This window comes from Paucibacter soli, assembly GCF_037482845.1.
GTDB classification, from domain to species: Bacteria; Pseudomonadota; Gammaproteobacteria; order Burkholderiales; family Burkholderiaceae_C; genus Paucibacter_B; species Paucibacter_B soli.
Genome location: NZ_JBBHJW010000006.1, coordinates 160,182 through 179,309 on the forward strand (window position 1 = coordinate 160,182; position 19,128 = coordinate 179,309).

Sequence of the window (19,128 nt, forward strand, 5' to 3'; positions counted from 1 at the left end):
ATGGACCGGAGCTTTGTGGTGCTGGCGGTGGACGATCGCGAGTCCAATCTGCTGGCCATCCGTGCCCTGCTGGCCGGCCTGCCGGAGTTCGAGCTGTGCGAGGCACGCTCGGGCGAGGAGGCGCTGCTGATCACCATGCAGCGGCCCATCCACCTGATCCTGCTGGATGTGAACATGCCAGGCATGGATGGCTTCGAGACCGCAAGGCATCTGCAATCGGTGGAGCGCACGCGCCAGATTCCCATCGTGTTCCTGACGGCCTACTCCAAGGCCGAGGACTTCGTGCAGCGCGGCTACGACCTGGGTGCGGTGGACTATCTCTACAAGCCCCTGGAGAGCAACCTGCTGCTCAACCGCATGCGCATGTATCGCCGGCTTTATGAGGGCCATCAGGATCTGCGCGACAGCCGCGACTCGCTGATGCATGCCATGGGCGAGCTGCGCGACACCCAGCAGCGCCTGTTGCGCAGCCAGAAGCTGGCCGCGCTCATGCCCATGGTGGCGGCGGTGGCGCATGAGCTCAATACGCCGATCGGCAATTGCCAGCTGATGGCCAGCACCTTGCGCGAGGAGACGCTGGAAATGCTGGCGCATTGGCGCGCCGGCGAGGGCATGCGGCGCCGCGACCTGGACAGCTTCCTGTCCAGCAACGCCGCCGCCATCGAGATCCTGTCCGACGGCCTCAACCGCGCCGCGCAGGTGGTGGCGCGCTTCAAGGAAATCGCCATCGACGAACATGCCTGGACGCGCACCCGATTCGATCTGGGCGAGGCCGTGACCGTGGCGGTCGCCGAGGCGCGCACGCGCGTGCTGCGGCCCGACGTGCATATCGAACTGGCCCTGGTCGAGGGCGTGCGCATGGATAGCTATCCCAGCCCGATCGCCCAGCTGCTAGACGAGCTGATTGCCAACTCGCAGCTGCACGGCTTTGGCGCCGAGGGCAGTGGCCGCATCGCCATCAGCATCCAGCGTGACGGCGCCCATTGCCTGCTGCGCTATAGCGACGACGGCCGCGGCATGACGCCCGAGGTGCTGGCCCGCGTGTTCGATCCCTTCTACACCACAAGATTCGGGCAGGGCAGCAGCGGCCTGGGCCTGGCGATTTGCTACAACCTGGTGGTCGGGTTGCTGGGTGGGGAGCTCAACGCCAGCAGCGAGCCGGGGCGTGGGGCCAGCTTCAGCGTGCGCCTGCCGCTGGAGGCGCCGCGCGCGGCTCAGCGCGCCGAGGCGTCCAGCTTGAACACTGCCACCACCGATACCAGTTCCTGAGCCTGCTGCCTCAGGCTCTCGGCCGCGGCCGCAGCCTGTTCCACCAGGGCGGCATTCTGCTGCGTGACCTTGTCCATCTGGGTGATGGCCTCGCCCACCTGAGAGACACCTGCGCTTTGCTCGCGACTGGCCGAGCTGATCTCGCCGACGATGTCGGTGACGCGCCTGATCGCGGTGACCACTTCTTCCATGGTCTCGCCCGCGCGCGCCACCTGGGCATTGCCCTGCTCGACGCGCTCGACGCTGGCGCCTATCAGTGTCTTGATCTCCTTGGCGGCCTCGGCGCTACGCTGGGCCAGGTTGCGCACCTCGGAGGCCACCACCGCAAAGCCGCGGCCCTGCTCGCCGGCGCGCGCGGCTTCCACCGCGGCGTTCAGCGCCAGGATATTGGTCTGGAAGGCGATGCCATCGATCACGGAGATGATGTCGGCGATCTTGCGTGAACTCTCGTTGATGCCACCCATGGTCTGTACCACCTGGGCCACCACCTCGCCGCCGCGCGAGGCGACCTCGGAGGCACCCAGCGCCAGCTGATTGGCTTGCTGGGCGTTGTCGGCATTGTTGCGCACCGTCGAACCCAGTTCGTCCATGGTGGCGGCGGTCTGCTCCAGCGCGCTGGCCTGTTCTTCGGTGCGCTGGCTCAGGTCGGAATTGCCCTGCGCGATCTCAGCGCTGGCGGTGGCCACGCTCTCGGAATTGCCACGCACCGTGGCGACGATGTCGCGCAGGCGCAGGCGCATGGTCTCCAGCGCCAGCAGCAGCTGCGAGGTTTCGTCCTTGCCGCGGGCGTCGATGGCCTGGCTCATATCGCCTTCGCTCATCTGCTGGGCAGCTCTCAATGCGCGGCCCAGTGGCTCGGAGACATTGCGGCTGATGGCAATGCCCAGGCCCGCGCCGCAGGCTACGCCGAGCAGAATCAGCACCACGGTCGTGTTGCGGCTGGAGGCATAGAGCTCGTCGTTGCTGTCGGACACGCCCTTGGCCTGCACTTCCTTTTGCTGCGCCAGCTCCGTCATGGCCTTGCCCGCTGCGTTGGCCTGCGGCACGAGCTGCCCCTTGATGAACTTGAGCGCGTCGTTGGAGGTGGTCAGGTCGGCGATCTTGACGCGCTTGGCGGCCTCGTTGGAAAGCTCGTCATAGCGCGCCCAATCTTGGCGAAAAGCGTCCAGTGCCTTGCGGTTCGCATCATCGACACCCAGCGCCTCTCGCTTCGCTATCAACTGCACGCTCTTGGCCTTCGATTCGGTCAATCTTGCCAAGGCGGCTTCACGCTCCGCCGCATCGGTGGCCAGCAAGGCGTCGCGCAGCGCCACGACGGCCTTGAGACGCTCGACGTTGGCCTCCTTGATCAGGGATAGCCCCACCAGCTCATGCTCGTACAAGCGGGTGTCCGCATCGTTGATGCGCTTCATGTTGTACACGGCGAAGATACCCGTCGCCGCGCCGATCAGGGCCACGATCAGAAAGGCCGTGATCAGTTTGACGGAGATTTTGTAGTCGGAGAGTTGCATTGCCTGAGCTCCTTGTTTTGTGCGCAGCCAGGCCTGGGGCCCGGTCCCGCGCGTATTCGACCGTCATGTTGAGGGTGTAGTTTGCTGAAACTGCGCCGGTTTGTCGCGCCTGATTCCGGTTTTGTGTGCGGGCGAGCTGTGGCTGCCGAAATGGCTGGCTTGCGAACGGTCGTGCTTTTTTGTCGCCCATGGGACTTTGCCGACCCGGGACGCATGATTCAATCGCAGCATCGTGTTTCGTCAGCAGGAGCGTCAGCCCATGAGCCGTATCAACCATCAGATTCTTTTGGCCTCGCGCCCGCAGGGCGAGCCCACGGCCGAGAACTTCAAGCTGGTCGAGGCCGCCGTGCCGGCGCTCGCCGAGGGCCAGGTACTGGTGCGCAACCATTACCTGAGCCTGGACCCCTATATGCGCGGCCGCATGAACGACGCCAAGAGCTATGCCCAGCCGCAGCCGCTGGGCGAGGTGATGCTGGGCGGCACGGCGGGCGAGGTGGTGGAGTCGCGCAACCCGAGCTTCAAGCCGGGCGACCAGGTGGTGGGCATGGGCGGCTGGCAGGAGTACCAGCTGGTCGACGCCGGTCAGCGTGGCGTGCTGCAAAAGGTCGACACCAGCCATATCCCGCTCTCGGCCTATCTCGGCGCGGTGGGCATGCCGGGCGTCACCGCCTGGTACGGCCTGGTCAAGATCATCAAGCCCGAGCCGGGCGAGACCGTCGTGGTCAGCGCCGCCAGTGGTGCGGTGGGCAGTGCGGTGGGGCAGCTCGCCAAGCTGCGCGGTGCACGCGCGGTGGGCATTGCCGGCGGTGCCGACAAATGCCGCTATGTGGTGGAGGAACTGGGCTTCGACGCCTGCATTGACTACAAGCAGCATCAGGATTTGAAGTCGCTCTCGGCCGCGCTCAAAGAGGCCTGCCCGAACGGTGTGGACGGCTACTTCGAGAATGTCGGTGGCATGTTGCTGGACGCGGTGCTGCTGCGCGCCAATGCCTTCAGCCGCGTGGCCATGTGCGGCATGATCTCGGGCTACAACGGCACGCCCATCCCCTTGCAATACCCGCAGCTGATCCTCAGCAACCGCATGAAGGTCGAGGGCTTCATCGTCTCCGAGCATATGGAGGTCTGGCCCGAGGCGCTCAAGGAACTGGGCACCCTGGTGGCCAGCGGCAAGCTCAAGTACCGCGAGAGCGTGGCCCTGGGGCTGGCCGCCGCGCCCGAGGCCTTCCTGGGCCTGCTCAAGGGCAGGAACTTCGGCAAGCAAATCGTCAAGCTGGTCTGATGCTGAGCTGGCAATGTGCTCGCCTGGACGAGCTGGATGCGCCCACCCTCTACGCGGTGCTGCGCCTGCGTGCCGAGGTCTTCGTGGTGGAGCAGCGCTGCGTCTATCTCGATCCGGATGGCAAGGACCTGGACGCCTGGCATCTGCTGGGGCGCGCGGAGGACGGCAGCCTGCTGGCCTATGCGAGGCTTCTCGAAGCAGAAGAGGGGCCCAAGATCGGCCGCGTGGTCACAGCAGCTGCCGCACGCGGCGCCGGCCAGGGCCGCGCGCTCATGCTTGAGGCCCTGGCCACCTGCGAACGTCTCTGGCCGGGCCGGGCGGTCGGCCTGCAGGCCCAGGCCTATCTGCAGGATTTCTACACCAGCCTGGGCTTCGCGCCCGTCTCCCAGGTGTACGAGGAAGACGGCATCCCCCACATCGATATGCGCCAGGAGGACGGTCCATGAAGAGCTACCAAGGCAAGACCGCTGTGATCACCGGCGCGGGTTCGGGCTTCGGCCTGGAGGTGGCACGCCTGGCCGCCCAGCGCGGCATGAAGCTGGTGTTGTGTGATGTGCAGGCCGACGCGCTGGAGCGCGCGGCGGCGGAATTCGAAGGCCACGAAGTACTGGCGATGCGGGTGGACGTGAGCAAGGCCGCGGAGATGGAGGCGCTGGCGGCGGCGGTGCAGCAGCGCTTCGGCGCCCCGCACTTCGTCTTCAACAACGCCGGCGTCGGCTCGGGCGGGCTGATCTGGGAGAACAGCCTGGCGGACTGGGAATGGGTGCTGGGCGTGAACCTGATGGGCGTGGTGCATGGCGTGCGCCTGTTCACGCCGATGATGCTGGCCGCCGCCTCGGCCGACCCCGCCTACGAGGGTCATATCGTCAACACCGCCTCGATGGCCGGCATGGTGAATGCGCCCAATATGGGCGTCTACAACGTCTCCAAGCATGCGGTGGTCGCCCTGAGCGAGACGCTCTATCAAGACCTGGCCCTGGTCACCGAGCAGGTTCATTGCTCCTTGCTGTGCCCCTTCTTCGTGCCCACCGGCATCTCGCAGAGCCACCGCAACCGGCCGGGCGATCTGGCCCCGGCCAGACCCACCAAGAGCCAGCTGGTCTCGCAGGCCATGAGCGAGAAGGCGGTTGCGTCCGGCAAGGTCAGCGCGGCCGAGGTGGCGGCGCTGGTGTTCGAGGCTGCCGACGCTGCGCGCTTCTATGTATTCAGCCATCCGAAGCTGTTGTCGGGCGTGCAGACCCGGCTCGAAGATGTGATGCAGCTGCGCAATCCCAGCAGCCCCTTCAAGGACAAGCCCGAGCTCGGCCATCAGATCGCCGCCCTGCTGAAGGCCGATTGAGCCGGGCATTTCCCTGGCGGCGCGCGCCACGAACTTGCTAGCATGGGCGGGCGTCGCGCCCCCGTCCTGTGGGGCGGCCGCGTCGGCAAGGGAGAGGCATGGCGATGCTGGAGTTTTCGGCCAGCCAGGAGAGTCTGGCCGCGCTCGAGGCGCAGTGGGTCGAGTCGGCCGCGTGCGGCCCGGCCGCCGAGCGCCTGCGCCTGAGCGTGGCGCTGGCGTGGCAGCTGCGTCAGCGCGAGCCGCAGCGCGCGCAGCGGCTTGTGGCCGAGGCGCAAGCGCAATTGCCCCACTCCGGGCTGGCGGCTAGTGAGCAGCAGCGGCTGGTGCTGCGACTGCAGCTGACGCTGGCCGAGCTGGCCATATTGCGCACCGATCTGGCTGGCGCTGAAGCCCTCTTGCAGCAGGTGTTGCGCCAGGCTGCTCCCTTGGCCGAGCCGTTGGCCTGCGCCGATGCGCATGCGCTGCGCGCGACCATCGCGGCGCTCAGTGGCGTCAGCAGCGACCAGGTCTGCCTCGCCTATGAGCAGATGTTGCAGGCGCTCGGTTCGGCCGATGCGACGCGCCAGGGCATTGCCGAGGCCGGCCTGGTCTATGCCATGTGCTTTCGCAGCCCCGAGGCCGCGCGCCAGCGCTGGGAAGCCCGAACACGGCGCGCAGATGAGACGCTGGCGCCGGCCGAGGCCGCTTCGGTTGAAGACGCTCTGGGCTTGTTGGCGGGCATGTCCAGCGCCTATGCTGATTCGATCCGGCACTTCGCGCGCGGCTACGAGCTGTCGCTGGCATCGGGGCAGTTGCGGCGTGCCGTGGCCCAGGCCAGCAATGCTGGCGTCGGCTTCATGCGCCTCAATGACCTGCCCGCCGCTGCGGAGTGGCTGCAGCGCGGGCTGGAGCTGGCGCGTCGCTGCCGCTGGCCCAGTACGCTGGCGCTTGCCTTGGTGCAGGCCGCGTCGGTGATGCGCGATCTGCAGCGGCAGGCGCAGGCCCGCGAGATGCTCAACGAAGCGCTGGCGCTCCTCAAGATCGCGCCGGCGGCCCGCTCCCTGGCGCTGGCACTGAAGCACCTCGGCAGCCTGGAACTGGACAGCGGCAGGGTGGCCGAGGCGCTGGACTGTTATCAACACCTGGAACGCCAGGCTCGTGCGCTCGACAACCCTGATCTGCAGGGCGATGCCTGGCTGGGTCAGGCCCGCGCCCTGCGGGCCCAGGGCGAACTGGACCTGGCGCTGCAGGTGGGCGGCAAGGCCTTGCTGGCCTGCAAGGCCAAGGCGGACCAGATCGGCGCGCTGATGTTGCTGGCCGAGATCCATGTGGCCAAGGCCGCGGCCTCGGCCGGCGAGGCGACAGCGCGCGATGGCCAGGCACTGGCCTGCCTGTGTCGCGCCCTGGCGCTGGCGGACAGCATCGAGGGCTATGCGACGCCAGGCGCCTTGCATGAGGCGCTGGCGCGCGAATATGCGGCGCACGGTGATGCCGCCCAGGCTTGCCGGCACGCGCAGCGCGCCAGCCGCGCCTACGAGCAATTGCATGGGCGCGAGGCGACCAACCGCGTGATCGCGATGGAAGTCAGCCAGGAAACCGAGCGTGCCCGCGTCGAGAGTCTGCGGCAAGCCGAGCTTGCGCAGTCTCACAACGAGCGCAACCAGCTGCTGGTGCAGGCGCAGACCACGCTGGAGCAACTGGGCCGCATCGGTCGGGAACTTACCAGCAATCTCGAGACCGAGGCCGTCTGTGCCGCCCTCTGCCGAGGGGTGGGCGAAATGCTCGACATGGCCAGCCTGTTGGTGTTCAGGCCGGACGCCGATGGTCTTAGCCTGCGCCTGGTCTACGGCGTTGCGGACGGGCACAGCCTTGGCGAGGTGCGCTGCGCCGTCGACGACCCCGACCGCCGCGTGCCGCGTTGCGCGCGCACGCGCGAGGAAATCGTGATCGAAGACGATGCCGACGATCGCTTTGTCATTCCCGGCACGCGGCACACCCGCAGCAAGCTGTACGCACCCCTGCTGGATGGCGACCGCCTGCTCGGCGTGCTGAGCATCCAGGCCTTTGCGGCCCATGCCTATGGTGAGCGCGAGCGTTCGATCTTCCGCAGCCTGTGCGCCTATGCCGCGATCGCACTCGCGAATGCCGATGTGCTGGCCCATTTGCAGCAGGCGCAGGCCGAGCTGGCGCAGCGCGAGCGGCTTGCCGTGCTCGGGCAGATGATCAGCCATGTGGCCCAGCAGGTCGACGCACCGGTCGCGGCGATCCGCGGCGCCGGGCGCAGCCTGGGCAGCGCGGTGGATCAGCTCTTTGACGAACTCCCACGCCTGCTGCCCAACGGTGCGGGACGGGCATCGAGCCATCGCTTGCTCGGTGGTACGGACATCGCGCAGGAGCTGGCCGGGCTTGGCGCTGCGGTGGACAGCCTGGCCCAGTTGGTGCAGGCGCTCAAGCGCAATGGCGCGTCGGTGGGGGGCGCTGCGCCATGAGTGCCATGACCGCCGCGCAGCCTGGCCTGGCCTTTGCGCTTGACGAGCGCGCTTTCGCGGCGCTGCAGGCGGCCGCTGCCCGCCAGCAGCTGCCGGACATGGTGGCGCTGGCCTGGCACAGCCGCCAGCGCGACAGCCGGCGTGCCCTGGCGCTGGCAGAGGCGGCCCAGCAGCGCTTGGGCAGCGGCACAGCGTTGCCGCGGGACGATGCCTTGCGCCTGGGTGCCCGCCTGCTGCTGGTGTTTGCCGAGGCGCGCTGGCTGGCCGCCGAACTGGACAGCGCCGAGATCCTGGCCCAGCATGCGCTGCAGCAGTTCGGTGACGCCGGCGACGCCATCGGCTGCGCCGACGCGCAGCTGCTGCGCGCCATGCTGGCCACCGAGCGTGGCGACCGTGCCCTGAATCTGGAGGCGCTCGCGGCCATGGCGCGCTGCGCCGAGCCGGCGGACCCACTGCGCCATCAGCTGGCGCTGGTCTTGCAGGCGCGCGAGCTTGCCTTCGTCGACGTCGACGAGGCCCAGCGTTTCTGGGCGCGGGCCTTTGCCAGCGACCCCGCCGGCCAGCATGTGCTGCTGGATTGTTTCATCCATGGCTACCAGGGCGTGGTCGCCGGACTCAATAGCGACTTTGCCGGCGCGGCACAGCTGTTCCTGCGTGCCCATGCCGAGGCGCTGGAATGCGGAGTCGTGCGTGCGGCCTGCGTGGCCGCCGTCAACGCCAGCGTCAACCTCGATGGCCTGAACGACCACCAGTCGGCGCTGGAGTGGGCGCAACGCTCGCAGGAGCTGGCGACGCGCCAGGGCTGGCCGCTGCTGCTGGCCGGCGCCCAGACACGCATGGCCGCCATCCTGGCGCAGCTGCAGCGCTTCGAGGCCGCGCGCGATCTGCACCAGTTGGCGCTCAGGCGTTTCGCCGCGCTGCCGGGTGCGCCGGCCCATGCGATTGCGCTGCTGTACACGGGCGAACTGGAATTGCATTGCGGCCAGCACCAGACCGCGCTGCAGCTCTTGCGAGCGGCCGAACGGGCAGCTCTGCGCCTGGGGCGCATTGACTTGCGCTGCATGGCGCGCACCGGACAGGCGCGCGCCTGGCTGGGGCTGGGTGACGTCGGGCAGGCGCTCGACGCCGCGGCGGCGGTGGCGCAGGAGCCGCGCGCGCCGACCAGGCATCGCATCGCGGCGCTGCAGGTGCAGGCGGCCGCGCACGGCGAACTGGCGCGCGAGGCTTCACGGGCCAGGGCCGAGGCCGGTTTGCGCCTGCAATGCCTGCAGCAAGCTGAGGCCCTGGGCGCGAGGGTGGCGGGCTATGTCGTCGAGCCCGAGCTGCTGGACGCGCTGTCCGAGGCGCATGCGGTGATGGGCGAGCTGCAACAGGCCAGTGACTGCGCGCTGCGGGCCTGCGAAGCCAGGCGGCAAAGCCACAGCGTGACGGCGATGAACCGGGTCATCGCGATGCAGGTGGCGCGGGAAACCGCGCAGGCCGCAGCGGAACGCGAGCTGCAGCGTCAGCGCGCCGAGTCCGAGGCCGCGCGTGCCCGGCTGCTCGCCGATGCGCAGGCCAGTCTTGAGCAGCTGGCGGCAATGGGGCGCGAGATCACCGGCAAGCTGGACCGCGCCGAGGTCCTGGCCACCCTGCATCGACATGTGCAGGGCTTGATGGACGCGCCGCAGTTCGCCATCCATGTGCCGGACGGCGATGAGGCGGCGCTGCACGAGCTGGCAGTCGAGCAGGACGGTGCGGGCAGCGCGCTGCATATGCCGGTGCTGCTGGGACAGCGCCTGCTGGCGGTGCTGAGCATCGGCAGCCCCAGGCCCGAGGCCTATGGCGAACGCGAGCTGGCGATCTTGCGCACCCTGCGCGCCTATGCGGCGATTGCGCTGGGTAATGCCGAAGCCGTCGAGATGCTTGGCCGCGTGCAGGCGCAGGCCGCGCAGCGCAAGCAGCTCGCCGCGCTGGGCCTGCTGGTGGCCAATGTGGCGCATGAGATCAACACGCCGATTGCGACGGTCAAGGCCAGCGGCATGAATTTCGAGGCTGCCCTGCTGCAGTTGCGCGAGCGCTTGCCGGCGCTGCTGGCACGGCTAGCGCCCAGCGAGCAGACCTTGCTGCTGCGTCTGCTGAGCGGCGCGCACCGCCAGGCCGAGCCGCTGAGCACGCGCGAAGAGCGCACCCAGGTGCGGGCCCTGATGGCAAGCCTGGAGCCGCTGCTGCAGGGCGCCGCCCGCGCCGCCGCCGAATGCCTGGTGCAACTGGGCGCGCAGCAGCAGCATCGCGACTACCTGCCGCTGCTGCTGCACCCGGCGCGCGACGAGATCTTCGATCTGGCCGGGCAATTGGCGGCGCTGCTGCATGGTGCGGACAATGTGTCGCGCGCGATGGAGCGGGTTGCCAAGCTGGTGTTCGCGCTCAAGAACCATGCGCAGCTCGGCGACGAAGGCGCCTGGCAGGCGCTCGATCTGCGCGACAGCCTGGAAGCCGCGCTGACGCTCTACCGTCCGTATTTCAGGAGCGGGGTCACCTTGAGCTGCGGCTTCGAGGCGCTGCCGGCGGTGGAGGGCCAGCCGGATGCGCTGCATCAGGTCTGGACCAATCTGATCCACAACGCGCTGCAGGCCATGCAGTACCGCGGCCAGCTCAAGCTGCAACTGCGGCGGGCGGGCGACCGAGCGATCGTGAGCATCGAGGACACGGGCTGCGGTATCGCGCCCGAGTTGCATGCCCGCATCTTCGAGCCCTTCTTCACCACCAAGCCCGCCGGCGAGGGCAGCGGCCTGGGCCTGGACATCGTCAGCCGGGTCGTGCGCAGGCATGGCGGGCATGTCGAGCTGTGCAGCCAGCCCGGCCAGGGCGCGAGCTTCCAGGTCAGCCTGCCGCTATGTGCAGCCGGCGCAGCGGGCTGATCTGTCACACTGATGCCCCCAAATGCATGCCTGTTATGAATTTCGCCAGCGCCCAAACCAGCCCGAACAGTCCCCAATCCGCTGTTGTCATCGGCGGCGGTCCTGCCGGTCTGATGGCGGCCGAGCGCCTCAGCGCAGCGGGCCTGCGGGTCGATGTCTATGACGGCATGGCTTCGGTGGGGCGCAAGTTCCTGCTGGCCGGCAAGGGTGGCCTCAACCTCACCCATTCCGAGCCGCTGGACGCCTTCGCCAGCCGCTACCGCACCGGCCGCGGCGAGCCCTGCGCCGAGGTGCTGAACTGGCTGTCGCATCTGGACGGCCCCGGCCTGCGCCAATGGGCCCAGGGCCTGGGCGTGCCGACCTTTGTGGGCAGCTCCGGCCGGGTGTTCCCGGTGGACATGAAAGCCGCCCCCTTGCTGCGTGCCTGGCTGAGCCGGCTGCGCGAGGCGGGCGTGCGCTTTCATATGCGCCACCATTGGCTGGGCTGGAACGAGGCGCGCGAATTGCGCTTGTCGCATGGCGGCCAGGAGTTCGGCGTGGCGGCCGATGTGGTGGTGCTGGCCTTGGGCGGCGCTTCCTGGCCGCAGCTGGGCTCCAACGCCGCTTGGGTGCCGCTGCTGACGGCGCGTGGTGTGGACGTTGCTGGCCTGCGCCCGGCCAACTGCGGCTTCGATCTGGGGCCGCGCCGCGCCGAGGTGGCCGAGGCCGGCTGGAGTCCTCTGTTCGCCGAGCGTTTCGCCGGCCTGCCGGTCAAGCCGGTGGCCCTGCATTTCGAGGGGCGCAGCGGGCGCCGCTTCGCGCGCCAGGGCGAGTTCGTCATCACCGCGGGCGGCGTGGAAGGTTCGCTGATCTATGCGGCCTCCGGCCTCTTGCGCGAGGAGATCGCCGAGTTTGGCGAGGCACTCATTCATCTGGACCTGCTGCCCGGCCGCAGCGAGGCCCAGGTGGCCGCCGAGGTGGCGCGCGGGCGCGGCACGCGCTCGATGTCCACGCACCTGAAGAGCCGGCTTGGCATCGATGGTCTCAAGTCGGGCCTGCTTCACGAGGTGCTCAGCAAGGCCGAGTACCTCGATACCGCCTGCCTGGCGCGCACCCTCAAGGCCCTGCCTTTGACGCTGCTGCGCCCGCGCCCGGTGGCCGAGGCCATCAGCAGCGCCGGTGGTGTGTGCCTGAACGAGCTGGACGCCCAGCTGATGCTCAAGCGCATGCCAGGGCTGTTCTGCGCCGGCGAGATGCTGGACTGGGAGGCCCCCACCGGCGGCTATCTGCTCACCGCCAGCATGGCCAGCGGCTGGGTGGCAGGCGAGGGCGCGGCGCGCTACCTGGGGCGCTAGCGGCCGCAGCACCTTGGCCATGCCGGCCAGGGCGAGGTGGCGGGCGGCAAGCGCATCGACGGCAGCGGCTGGTACGACCTGGGCGTCACCCTGGAGGGCGATGCCAGCTATTGGCGCCGCCTGGCCGGCCACCTGGAGGGGGCAGGTCTTGACTACACCGACCCGTTGCTCAACGGCCTGGCCCGGGCGCAGGCCTCGCCCGCCATCCGCTGAGCCGTCAACTGAAGCACTTGCTGCTACCCTGTGGGCTCACCGGAGTCCGCCGCCATGGGATACCGAAGCCGCCTAGGGACCCAGACTTACCACTTTGCCGATCTGCGCGAGCTGATGGCCAAGGCCAGCCCGGCGCGTTCGGGTGACGAGCTCGCCGGGCTGGCCGCGCACGACGCTACCGAGCGGGTGGCGGCACGCTTCGCGCTGGCCGAGCTGCCGCTCAAGGCCTTTCTGCACGAGGCCCTGGTGCCCTACGAGGCCGATGAGATCACGCGCCTCATCATCGACGGCCACAAGGCAGCCGCCTTTGCGCCGGTGGCGCACCTGACGGTGGGCGAGTGGCGCGACTGGCTGCTGTCGCCCGCGGCCGACGCCACCAGCCTGGCGGCACTGGCGCCCGGGCTGACGCCCGAGATGGTGGCGGCGGTGAGCAAGCTGATGCGCAATCAGGACCTGCTGCTGGTGGCGAGCCGCTGTCGCGTTGTGACGCGCTTTCGGTCGACCATAGGCCTGCCCGGCACGCTGGCGGTGCGCCTGCAGCCCAACCATCCCGCCGACGATGCCGCCGGCATCCTGGCCAGCATCATCGACGGCCTGATGTATGGCGCGGGCGACGCGGTGATCGGCATCAACCCGGCGTCTGACAGCGTAGCCACGCAGGTGCGCCTGCTGCAGATGCTGGACGAGCTGATCGCGCGCCAGCGCATCCCCACCCAGAGTTGCGTGCTCACCCATCTCACCAACGGCCTGCAGGCCATCGAGCAGGGCGCGCCGGTGGATCTGCTGTTCCAGTCGATTGCCGGCACCGAAGACGCGCAGCGCAGCTTCGGTATCAACCTGGCGCTGTTGGACGAGGGCCATGCGGCGGTGCGTGCGCTGGGCCGTGGCGGCGAGCATTTGATGTATTTCGAGACCGGGCAGGGTTCTGCGCTCTCCGCCAATGCCCACCATGGCGTGGACCAACAGACCCTGGAGGCGCGCGCCTATGCGGTGGCGCGTCGCTACCAGCCCCTGCTGGTCAATACGGTGGTGGGCTTCATCGGACCGGAATATCTGGTCGACGGCAAGCAGATCATCCGCGCCGGGCTGGAAGACCACTTCTGCGGCAAGCTGCTGGGCCTGCCCATGGGCTGCGACATCTGCTACACCAACCATGCCGAGGCCGACCAGGACGATATGGACAACCTGCTGGTGCTGCTGGCCAGCGCCGGCCTCCATTTCATGATGGGCGTGCCGGGCGCCGACGATGTGATGCTGAACTACCAGAGCAGTTCCTTCCACGACGCCCTGTTCGTGCGCCAGTTGTTGGGGCTGCGCCGCGCGCCCGAGTTCGAGGCTTGGCTGCATGCGATGCAGATCACCGATGCCGCGGGCGCGCTGCTGCCAGCGCCCGCGCAACCGGCCCTGGCGGCGGCGCTGCAGCGTCTGCTGACATCGCTATGAGCCGCACGCCGCTGGATCCCTGGGCCGAGTTGCGCCACTACACACCGGCACGCATCGCCCTGGGCCGCGCTGGCAGCAGCCTGCCCACGCGCGAGCTGCTGACCTTCGCGGCCGCCCATGCGCGGGCGCGCGACGCCGTGCATCAGGCCCTGGACCTGCCGGCGCTGCAGGCGAGCTTGCAGGCGGATGGCTGGGCCTCGCTGCGAGTGGCCAGCCGCGCCGCCGACCGCGCGACCTATCTGCGCCGACCCGACCTGGGCCGCCGGCTGGACGCGCCGAGTGCCGAGCGCCTGGAGGCGCTGGGCCAGGCCGGCGCCGACCTACTCATCGTGCTGGGCGACGGGCTCTCGGCACAGGCGGTGCAGGCGCATGCGCTGCCGCTGCTGCGGGCGCTGCTTGCGGCCCTGGGCGGCGAGTTCACGTTGGCGCCGCTGCTGGTTGCCAGCCAGGCCCGTGTGGCCCTGGCCGACGAGGCCGGCGCGCTGCTGGGCGCGCGCCTGGCGCTGGTGCTGATTGGCGAGCGTCCCGGGCTCTCCTCGCCCGACAGCCTGGGCGCCTACCTCACCCATGCGCCGCGCCTGGGCTGCTTTGACGCCCAGCGCAACTGCATCAGCAATATCCGCCCGCAAGGCCTGGCGCCCGAGCTGGCGGCCTTGCGGCTGAACTGGCTCTTGCGCGAGGCCCTGCGCCGCCGCCTCACGGGGGTGGGGCTGAAGGACGAGAGCGAGACCCTGATGCTGGCGCGCTGACGCCGCTGCATGGCCCGCTGTGGCAAACTCGCGCGCTTCGCATTCAGCCGATCCCCGACGTTTTGGACAAGATCCTGCTTCAGATTGCCGCCGAACTGAAGGTTCGCCCGGCCCAGATCCACGCCGCCGTGGAGCTGCTCGATGGCGGGGCCACCGTGCCCTTCATCGCCCGTTACCGCAAGGAGGCCACCGACGGCCTCGACGACATCCAGCTGCGCGAACTCGAGTCGCGCCTGGGCTATCTGCGCGAGCTCGAGGAGCGCCGCACCGCGGTGCTCAAGAGCATAGCCGAGCAGGGCAAGCTCACGCCCGAGCTGCGCCAGGCCATCGAGGCCGCGCCGACCAAGCAGGAGCTCGAAGACCTCTACCTTCCCTACAAGCAAAAGCGCCGCACCAAGGGCATGATCGCCCGCGAGGCCGGCCTGGAGCCCTTGGCCGACAAGCTGTTTGCCGACCCCACGCTGGACCCGCTGGCCGAGGCCGCCGCCTTTGTGAATGCCGAGCTGGGCTTTGCCGACGCTTTCGCGGTGCTGGACGGCGTGCGCGACCTGCTCTCCGAGCGCTGGGCCGAGGATGCCCTCTTGATCGGCAAGCTGCGCGAGTGGCTGTGGGAAGAGGGCCTGTTCCAGTCCAAGCTGATGGACGGCAAGGACGAGAACAACCCCGACATTTCGAAGTTCCGCGACTATTTCGATTACGCCGAGCCCATCCGCACCGTGCCCTCGCACCGCGCGCTGGCGGTGTTTCGCGGCCGCACCCAGGAATTCCTGGATGCCAAGCTGGTGCTGGACGAGGAAGTCGTGGCCGGACAGCCTGGCCTGGCCGAAGGCCGCATCGCGCGCCACCTCGGCTGGAGTCATGGCAAGCGCGCCAGCGATGAGCTCTTGCGCAAGACCGTGGCCTGGACCTGGAAGGTCAAGCTCTCGATGAGCCTGGAACGTGATCTCTTTGCGCGTCTTCGTGATGATGCCGAGAAGGTCGCGATCAAGGTGTTCGCCGAGAACCTGCGCGATCTGCTCTTGGCCGCGCCCGCGGGCAAGCGCGTGGTGATGGGCCTGGACCCCGGCATCCGCACCGGCGTGAAGGTGGCGGTGGTGAGCGACACCGGCCGCGTGCTGGACACCCACACCGTCTACCCGCACGAGCCGCGCAAGGACTGGGAAGGCTCGCTGCACACGCTGGCGCGCTTGGTGGCCACGCATGGCGTGAACCTGATCGCGATCGGCAACGGCACGGCGAGCCGCGAGACCGACAAGCTGGCCGCCGACCTGATCAAACGCATACAGCAGCTGGCCCCGGGTACTCTGATCGACAAGGTGGTGGTGAGCGAGGCCGGCGCCTCCGTGTACTCGGCCTCGGAGTTCGCCTCCAAGGAGCTGCCCGATCTGGACGTGAGCCTGCGCGGTGCGGTCTCGATCGCACGCCGCCTGCAGGATCCGCTCGCCGAGCTGGTGAAGATCGATCCCAAGAGCATAGGCGTGGGCCAGTACCAGCACGATGTGAACCAGAGCGAGCTGGCCAAGACCCTGGACGCGGTGGTGGAAGACTGCGTCAACTCGGTGGGCGTGGACCTCAACACCGCGTCGGCGCCGCTGCTGTCGCGCGTCTCGGGCCTCTCCAACGCGGTGGCAGCCAGCATCGTGCGTTGGCGCGACACGCATGGGGCTTTCAAGAACCGCCAGCAGCTGCTGGACGTGAGCGGCCTGGGCCCCAAGACCTTCGAGCAGGCGGCGGGCTTTCTGCGCATCCGCGATGGCGACAACCCGCTGGACCTCTCGGGCGTGCACCCCGAGACCTATCCGCTGGTGCAGCGCGTGCTGGCCCAGTTGGGCCGGCCGGCGGCCGAGGTGATGGGCCGCAGCGATGTGATTCGTGCGCTCAAGCCCGAGGCCTTTGCCGATGAGAAGTTCGGTGCTATCACGGTCAAGGACATCTTTGCTGAGCTGGAGAAGCCCGGCCGCGACCCGCGCCCTGACTTCAAGGTGGCGCGCTTTAACGAGGGCGTGGACGACATCAAGGACCTGGTCGAGGGCATGGTGCTGGAGGGCACGGTCTCCAACGTGGCGCAGTTCGGTGCCTTCGTGGACCTGGGGGTGCACCAGGACGGGCTGGTGCATGTGAGCCAGCTCGCCAACAAATTCGTCAGCGATGCGCGCGAGGTGGTGAAGACCGGCGACATCGTCAAGGTCAAGGTGCTGGAGGTGGACCTGGCGCGCAAGCGCATCTCGCTGACCATGAAGCTCGATGCTTCAGCGGCGCCGCGCGGCGAGCGCCGGGCGCAGGACAATGGCTTCAGACCCGCGGCGCGCAACGAGCGGGCGCCGAGCGGCGGCCGCGCGCAGGCCGCACCGGCGGCCGGCGGTGGCAATGCCATGGCCGCAGCCTTCGCCAAGCTGCAAACCAAGCGCTGACTGGAGTCCCACTTGAAACCTGCCGCCCCGCCCCTTGTTTGTGCCGTGCTGCTGGCGATGCTGGCGCCACGGGCGGGTGCGCAAGACCTGCCCCCCGGGGTGGGCGAGCCGCAGCAGCGGCCGGCGGGTGCCAAGCTGGAGCGGGTCGAAATCAGTTCCAGCCGCCAGAGCGATACCGACCTGCGCCGCAAGGCCAGCGTGGCCAAGCAGATCTACGGCCGCGAGGAGCTTGACAAGTACGGCGACACCAATGTGGCCGATGTGCTCAAGCGCCTGCCCGGCGTGGACCTGGCCGGCGGTGCGCCGCGCATGCGCGGCCTGGGCGCCGGCTACACGCTGATACTCATCAACGGCGATCCGGCGCCGCCCGGCTTTCAGCTGGACCAGCTCAACCCCGCGCAGGTGGAGCGCATCGAGGTCACCAAGGGCCCCACCGCCGACCAGAGCGCGCAGGCCGTGGCCGGCGCGATCAACATCATCCTGAAGGACGCACCGCGCGTGACCCAGCGCGATCTGCGCCTGGGCCTGGGCTATAGCGCGGTGCGGCCCACGCCCTCGGCCACCTTCACCTTCGGCGAGACGCTGGGACCGCTGGCCCTGTCGCTGCCGGTGTCGGCATTCGAGTGGCGCAGCCTGAATGAATCGACGCAGGCGCGCAGCATGCCCGGCGCCGATGGCAGGCCGGCCAGCTCGGTCCAGCACCAGCTGCAGCCGGTCTGGGGCCATGGTTTCAACAGCGCGCCGCGCGCCAACTGGCGCCTGAGCGACGAGCAGACGCTGAGCCTGCAGGGCTTTGCCCAGCGCGGCTACTGGAACAACCGGCAGTTCTATCGCAACGAGGCCGTCACGCCCAATGCCAGCGTCGACGACGACGCCTACAGCCATGGCATCTGGCAGAACCTGCGCGCCAATGCGCAGTATGTGAACCGCTTCAGCGACAGCCAGCGCGTCGAGCTCAAGGCCGGCGCGGGCGACTCCAAGAGCATCTTCGACATCCTGACCTTCCGCGCCGGCGCCGACCAGCGCCACACGGCGGGCAACAACCATGACCGCAGTCTGAGCCAGGCCGGCAAGTTCGCCCAGTTGCTGGGCGATGCCCATAGCCTGACGCTGGGCTGGGACCTGGAATGGCGCAGGCGCGAGGAGGAGCGCACGGTCACCGAGCTGGGCCGGCCGCAGCTGCCCGAGTTCGACGGCCAGCCCTTTGGTGCACGCATCCAGCGTCAGGCCCTGTTCGTGCAGGACGAATGGGAGCTCTCGCCGCAATGGTCCACCTATCTGGGCCTGCGCGGCGAGCGCATCGCCACCAAGAGCGTGGGCCTGGGCGAGCAGGTGCGCAACACCAGCCGGGTGATCACGCCGGTCTGGCATCTGAACTACAAGCTCGACGCCAAGGGGCGCGACTTGATACGCGCCTCGGTGACGCGCAGCTACAAGGCGCCGGACCTGAGCGCCTTGCTGGCGCGGCCGTCGCTGAGCAGCCTGTTCCCCGACACCGGCATGGCCAATACCGAGCTGGCGCCAGATCGAATGGGCAATCCCGCGCTCAAGCCCGAGCTGGCCACCGGCCTGGACATCGCCTTCGAGACCTACCTGGCCGGCGGCGGCATGATCAGCGTGGGCGGCTTTTACCGCCATGTGAACGAGCTGATACGTAACGTCACCTCGCTGCAGACCGTGTCGTGGTCGCCGGTGCAGCGCTACCTGACGCAGCCGGTGAATTTCTCCAAGGCGCACAGCATGGGCCTTGAGTTGGAGATGAAGGGCCGTGCCGGCGAGTTGATGCCCGCGCTCTTCGATCCCAAGCTGGCACTGAATCTGCGTGCGGCGCTGAATTTCTACCACTCCAGGGTGGACGCGGTGCTGGGCCCCAACAACCGCCTGGACAGCCAGCAACCCTGGTCGGCCAGCCTGGGTTTCGACTACCGCGTCAGCGCGCTGCCGCTCAATATGGGGGCGAGCCTGGCCTACACGCCCGGTTACGCGACCCAGCAGACGGCCTTGCAGGCGCTGGATGTCACGCGCACGCGTTCGCTGGACATGTTTGCCCAATGGAGCTTCAGCCGCCAGCTGTCGCTGCGTGCCTCGGCCAACAACTTCGCCCCGGTGCAGACCCGTGCGGCGACCCGGTTGGCCAGCGGTTACGGCAGCAGCAGCACGCGTGAGGGCCGCGGCTGGTTCGGCCTGAATCTGGAAATGAAGCTGTAAGAGC

The 19,128-nt window shown here is 68.8% G+C and carries 13 protein-coding genes; 12 read left to right on the forward strand and 1 reads right to left on the reverse strand.

All coding sequences use genetic code 11. From position 1 onward, the window contains the following. Entirely contained in the window at positions 1-1,269 is a 1,269-nt protein-coding gene (locus WG898_RS14000) for a sensor histidine kinase (RefSeq protein WP_339603424.1), read from the forward strand. Here the strand turns inward: WG898_RS14000 and WG898_RS14005 are convergent. Beyond that, entirely contained in the window at positions 1,215-2,780 is a 1,566-nt protein-coding gene (locus tag WG898_RS14005; protein ID WP_339603425.1) for a methyl-accepting chemotaxis protein, read from the reverse strand. The genes WG898_RS14000 and WG898_RS14005 overlap by 55 nt on opposite strands. Positions 2,781-3,039: 259 nt before the next feature. Between WG898_RS14005 and WG898_RS14010 the strand changes: the two genes are divergently transcribed. The 11 genes from WG898_RS14010 to WG898_RS14060 all read left to right on the forward strand — a co-directional run bounded on the left by WG898_RS14010 (position 3,040) and on the right by WG898_RS14060 (position 19,124). Beyond that, on the forward strand, positions 3,040-4,059 hold the full coding sequence (locus WG898_RS14010) for an NADP-dependent oxidoreductase (RefSeq protein ID WP_339603426.1): 1,020 nt from the start codon (positions 3,040-3,042) through the stop codon (positions 4,057-4,059). Continuing rightward, on the forward strand, positions 4,059-4,505 hold the full coding sequence (locus WG898_RS14015) for a GNAT family N-acetyltransferase (protein WP_339603427.1): 447 nt from the start codon (positions 4,059-4,061) through the stop codon (positions 4,503-4,505). Before WG898_RS14010 ends, WG898_RS14015 begins: the two co-directional genes overlap by 1 nt. After that, positions 4,502-5,398, forward strand: a complete 897-nt coding sequence (locus tag WG898_RS14020; protein WP_339603428.1) for an SDR family oxidoreductase — start codon at positions 4,502-4,504, stop codon at positions 5,396-5,398. The genes WG898_RS14015 and WG898_RS14020 overlap by 4 nt, the downstream gene beginning before the upstream one ends. Before the next feature lie 98 nt (positions 5,399-5,496). Continuing rightward, entirely contained in the window at positions 5,497-7,866 is a 2,370-nt protein-coding gene (locus WG898_RS14025; RefSeq protein WP_339603429.1) for a GAF domain-containing protein, read from the forward strand. Continuing rightward, complete coding sequence (locus WG898_RS14030; RefSeq protein ID WP_339603430.1) at positions 7,863-10,766, forward strand: ATP-binding protein; 2,904 nt, start codon at positions 7,863-7,865, stop codon at positions 10,764-10,766. The genes WG898_RS14025 and WG898_RS14030 overlap by 4 nt, the downstream gene beginning before the upstream one ends. A gap of 26 nt (positions 10,767-10,792) precedes the next feature. Further along, the gene (locus WG898_RS14035) at positions 10,793-12,100 is read left to right on the forward strand and encodes a BaiN/RdsA family NAD(P)/FAD-dependent oxidoreductase (protein WP_444718944.1); all 1,308 of its coding nucleotides are present in this window, start codon (positions 10,793-10,795) and stop codon (positions 12,098-12,100) included. A 36-nt stretch (positions 12,101-12,136) separates the two neighbouring features. Beyond that, on the forward strand, positions 12,137-12,313 hold the full coding sequence (locus WG898_RS14040) for a hypothetical protein (RefSeq protein ID WP_339603432.1): 177 nt from the start codon (positions 12,137-12,139) through the stop codon (positions 12,311-12,313). 54 nt (positions 12,314-12,367) lie between these two features. Then, positions 12,368-13,756, forward strand: coding sequence for an ethanolamine ammonia-lyase subunit EutB (locus WG898_RS14045; RefSeq protein ID WP_339603433.1), 1,389 nt, complete (start codon positions 12,368-12,370; stop codon positions 13,754-13,756). Continuing rightward, entirely contained in the window at positions 13,753-14,505 is a 753-nt protein-coding gene (gene eutC / locus WG898_RS14050) for an ethanolamine ammonia-lyase subunit EutC (protein WP_339603434.1), read from the forward strand. The genes WG898_RS14045 and eutC overlap by 4 nt, the downstream gene beginning before the upstream one ends. Before the next feature lie 62 nt (positions 14,506-14,567). Further along, the gene (locus WG898_RS14055; RefSeq protein ID WP_339603435.1) at positions 14,568-16,916 is read left to right on the forward strand and encodes a Tex family protein; all 2,349 of its coding nucleotides are present in this window, start codon (positions 14,568-14,570) and stop codon (positions 16,914-16,916) included. A 12-nt stretch (positions 16,917-16,928) separates the two neighbouring features. Then, positions 16,929-19,124, forward strand: coding sequence for a TonB-dependent receptor plug domain-containing protein (locus WG898_RS14060; RefSeq protein WP_339603436.1), 2,196 nt, complete (start codon positions 16,929-16,931; stop codon positions 19,122-19,124). Positions 19,125-19,128 lie beyond the last annotated feature (4 nt).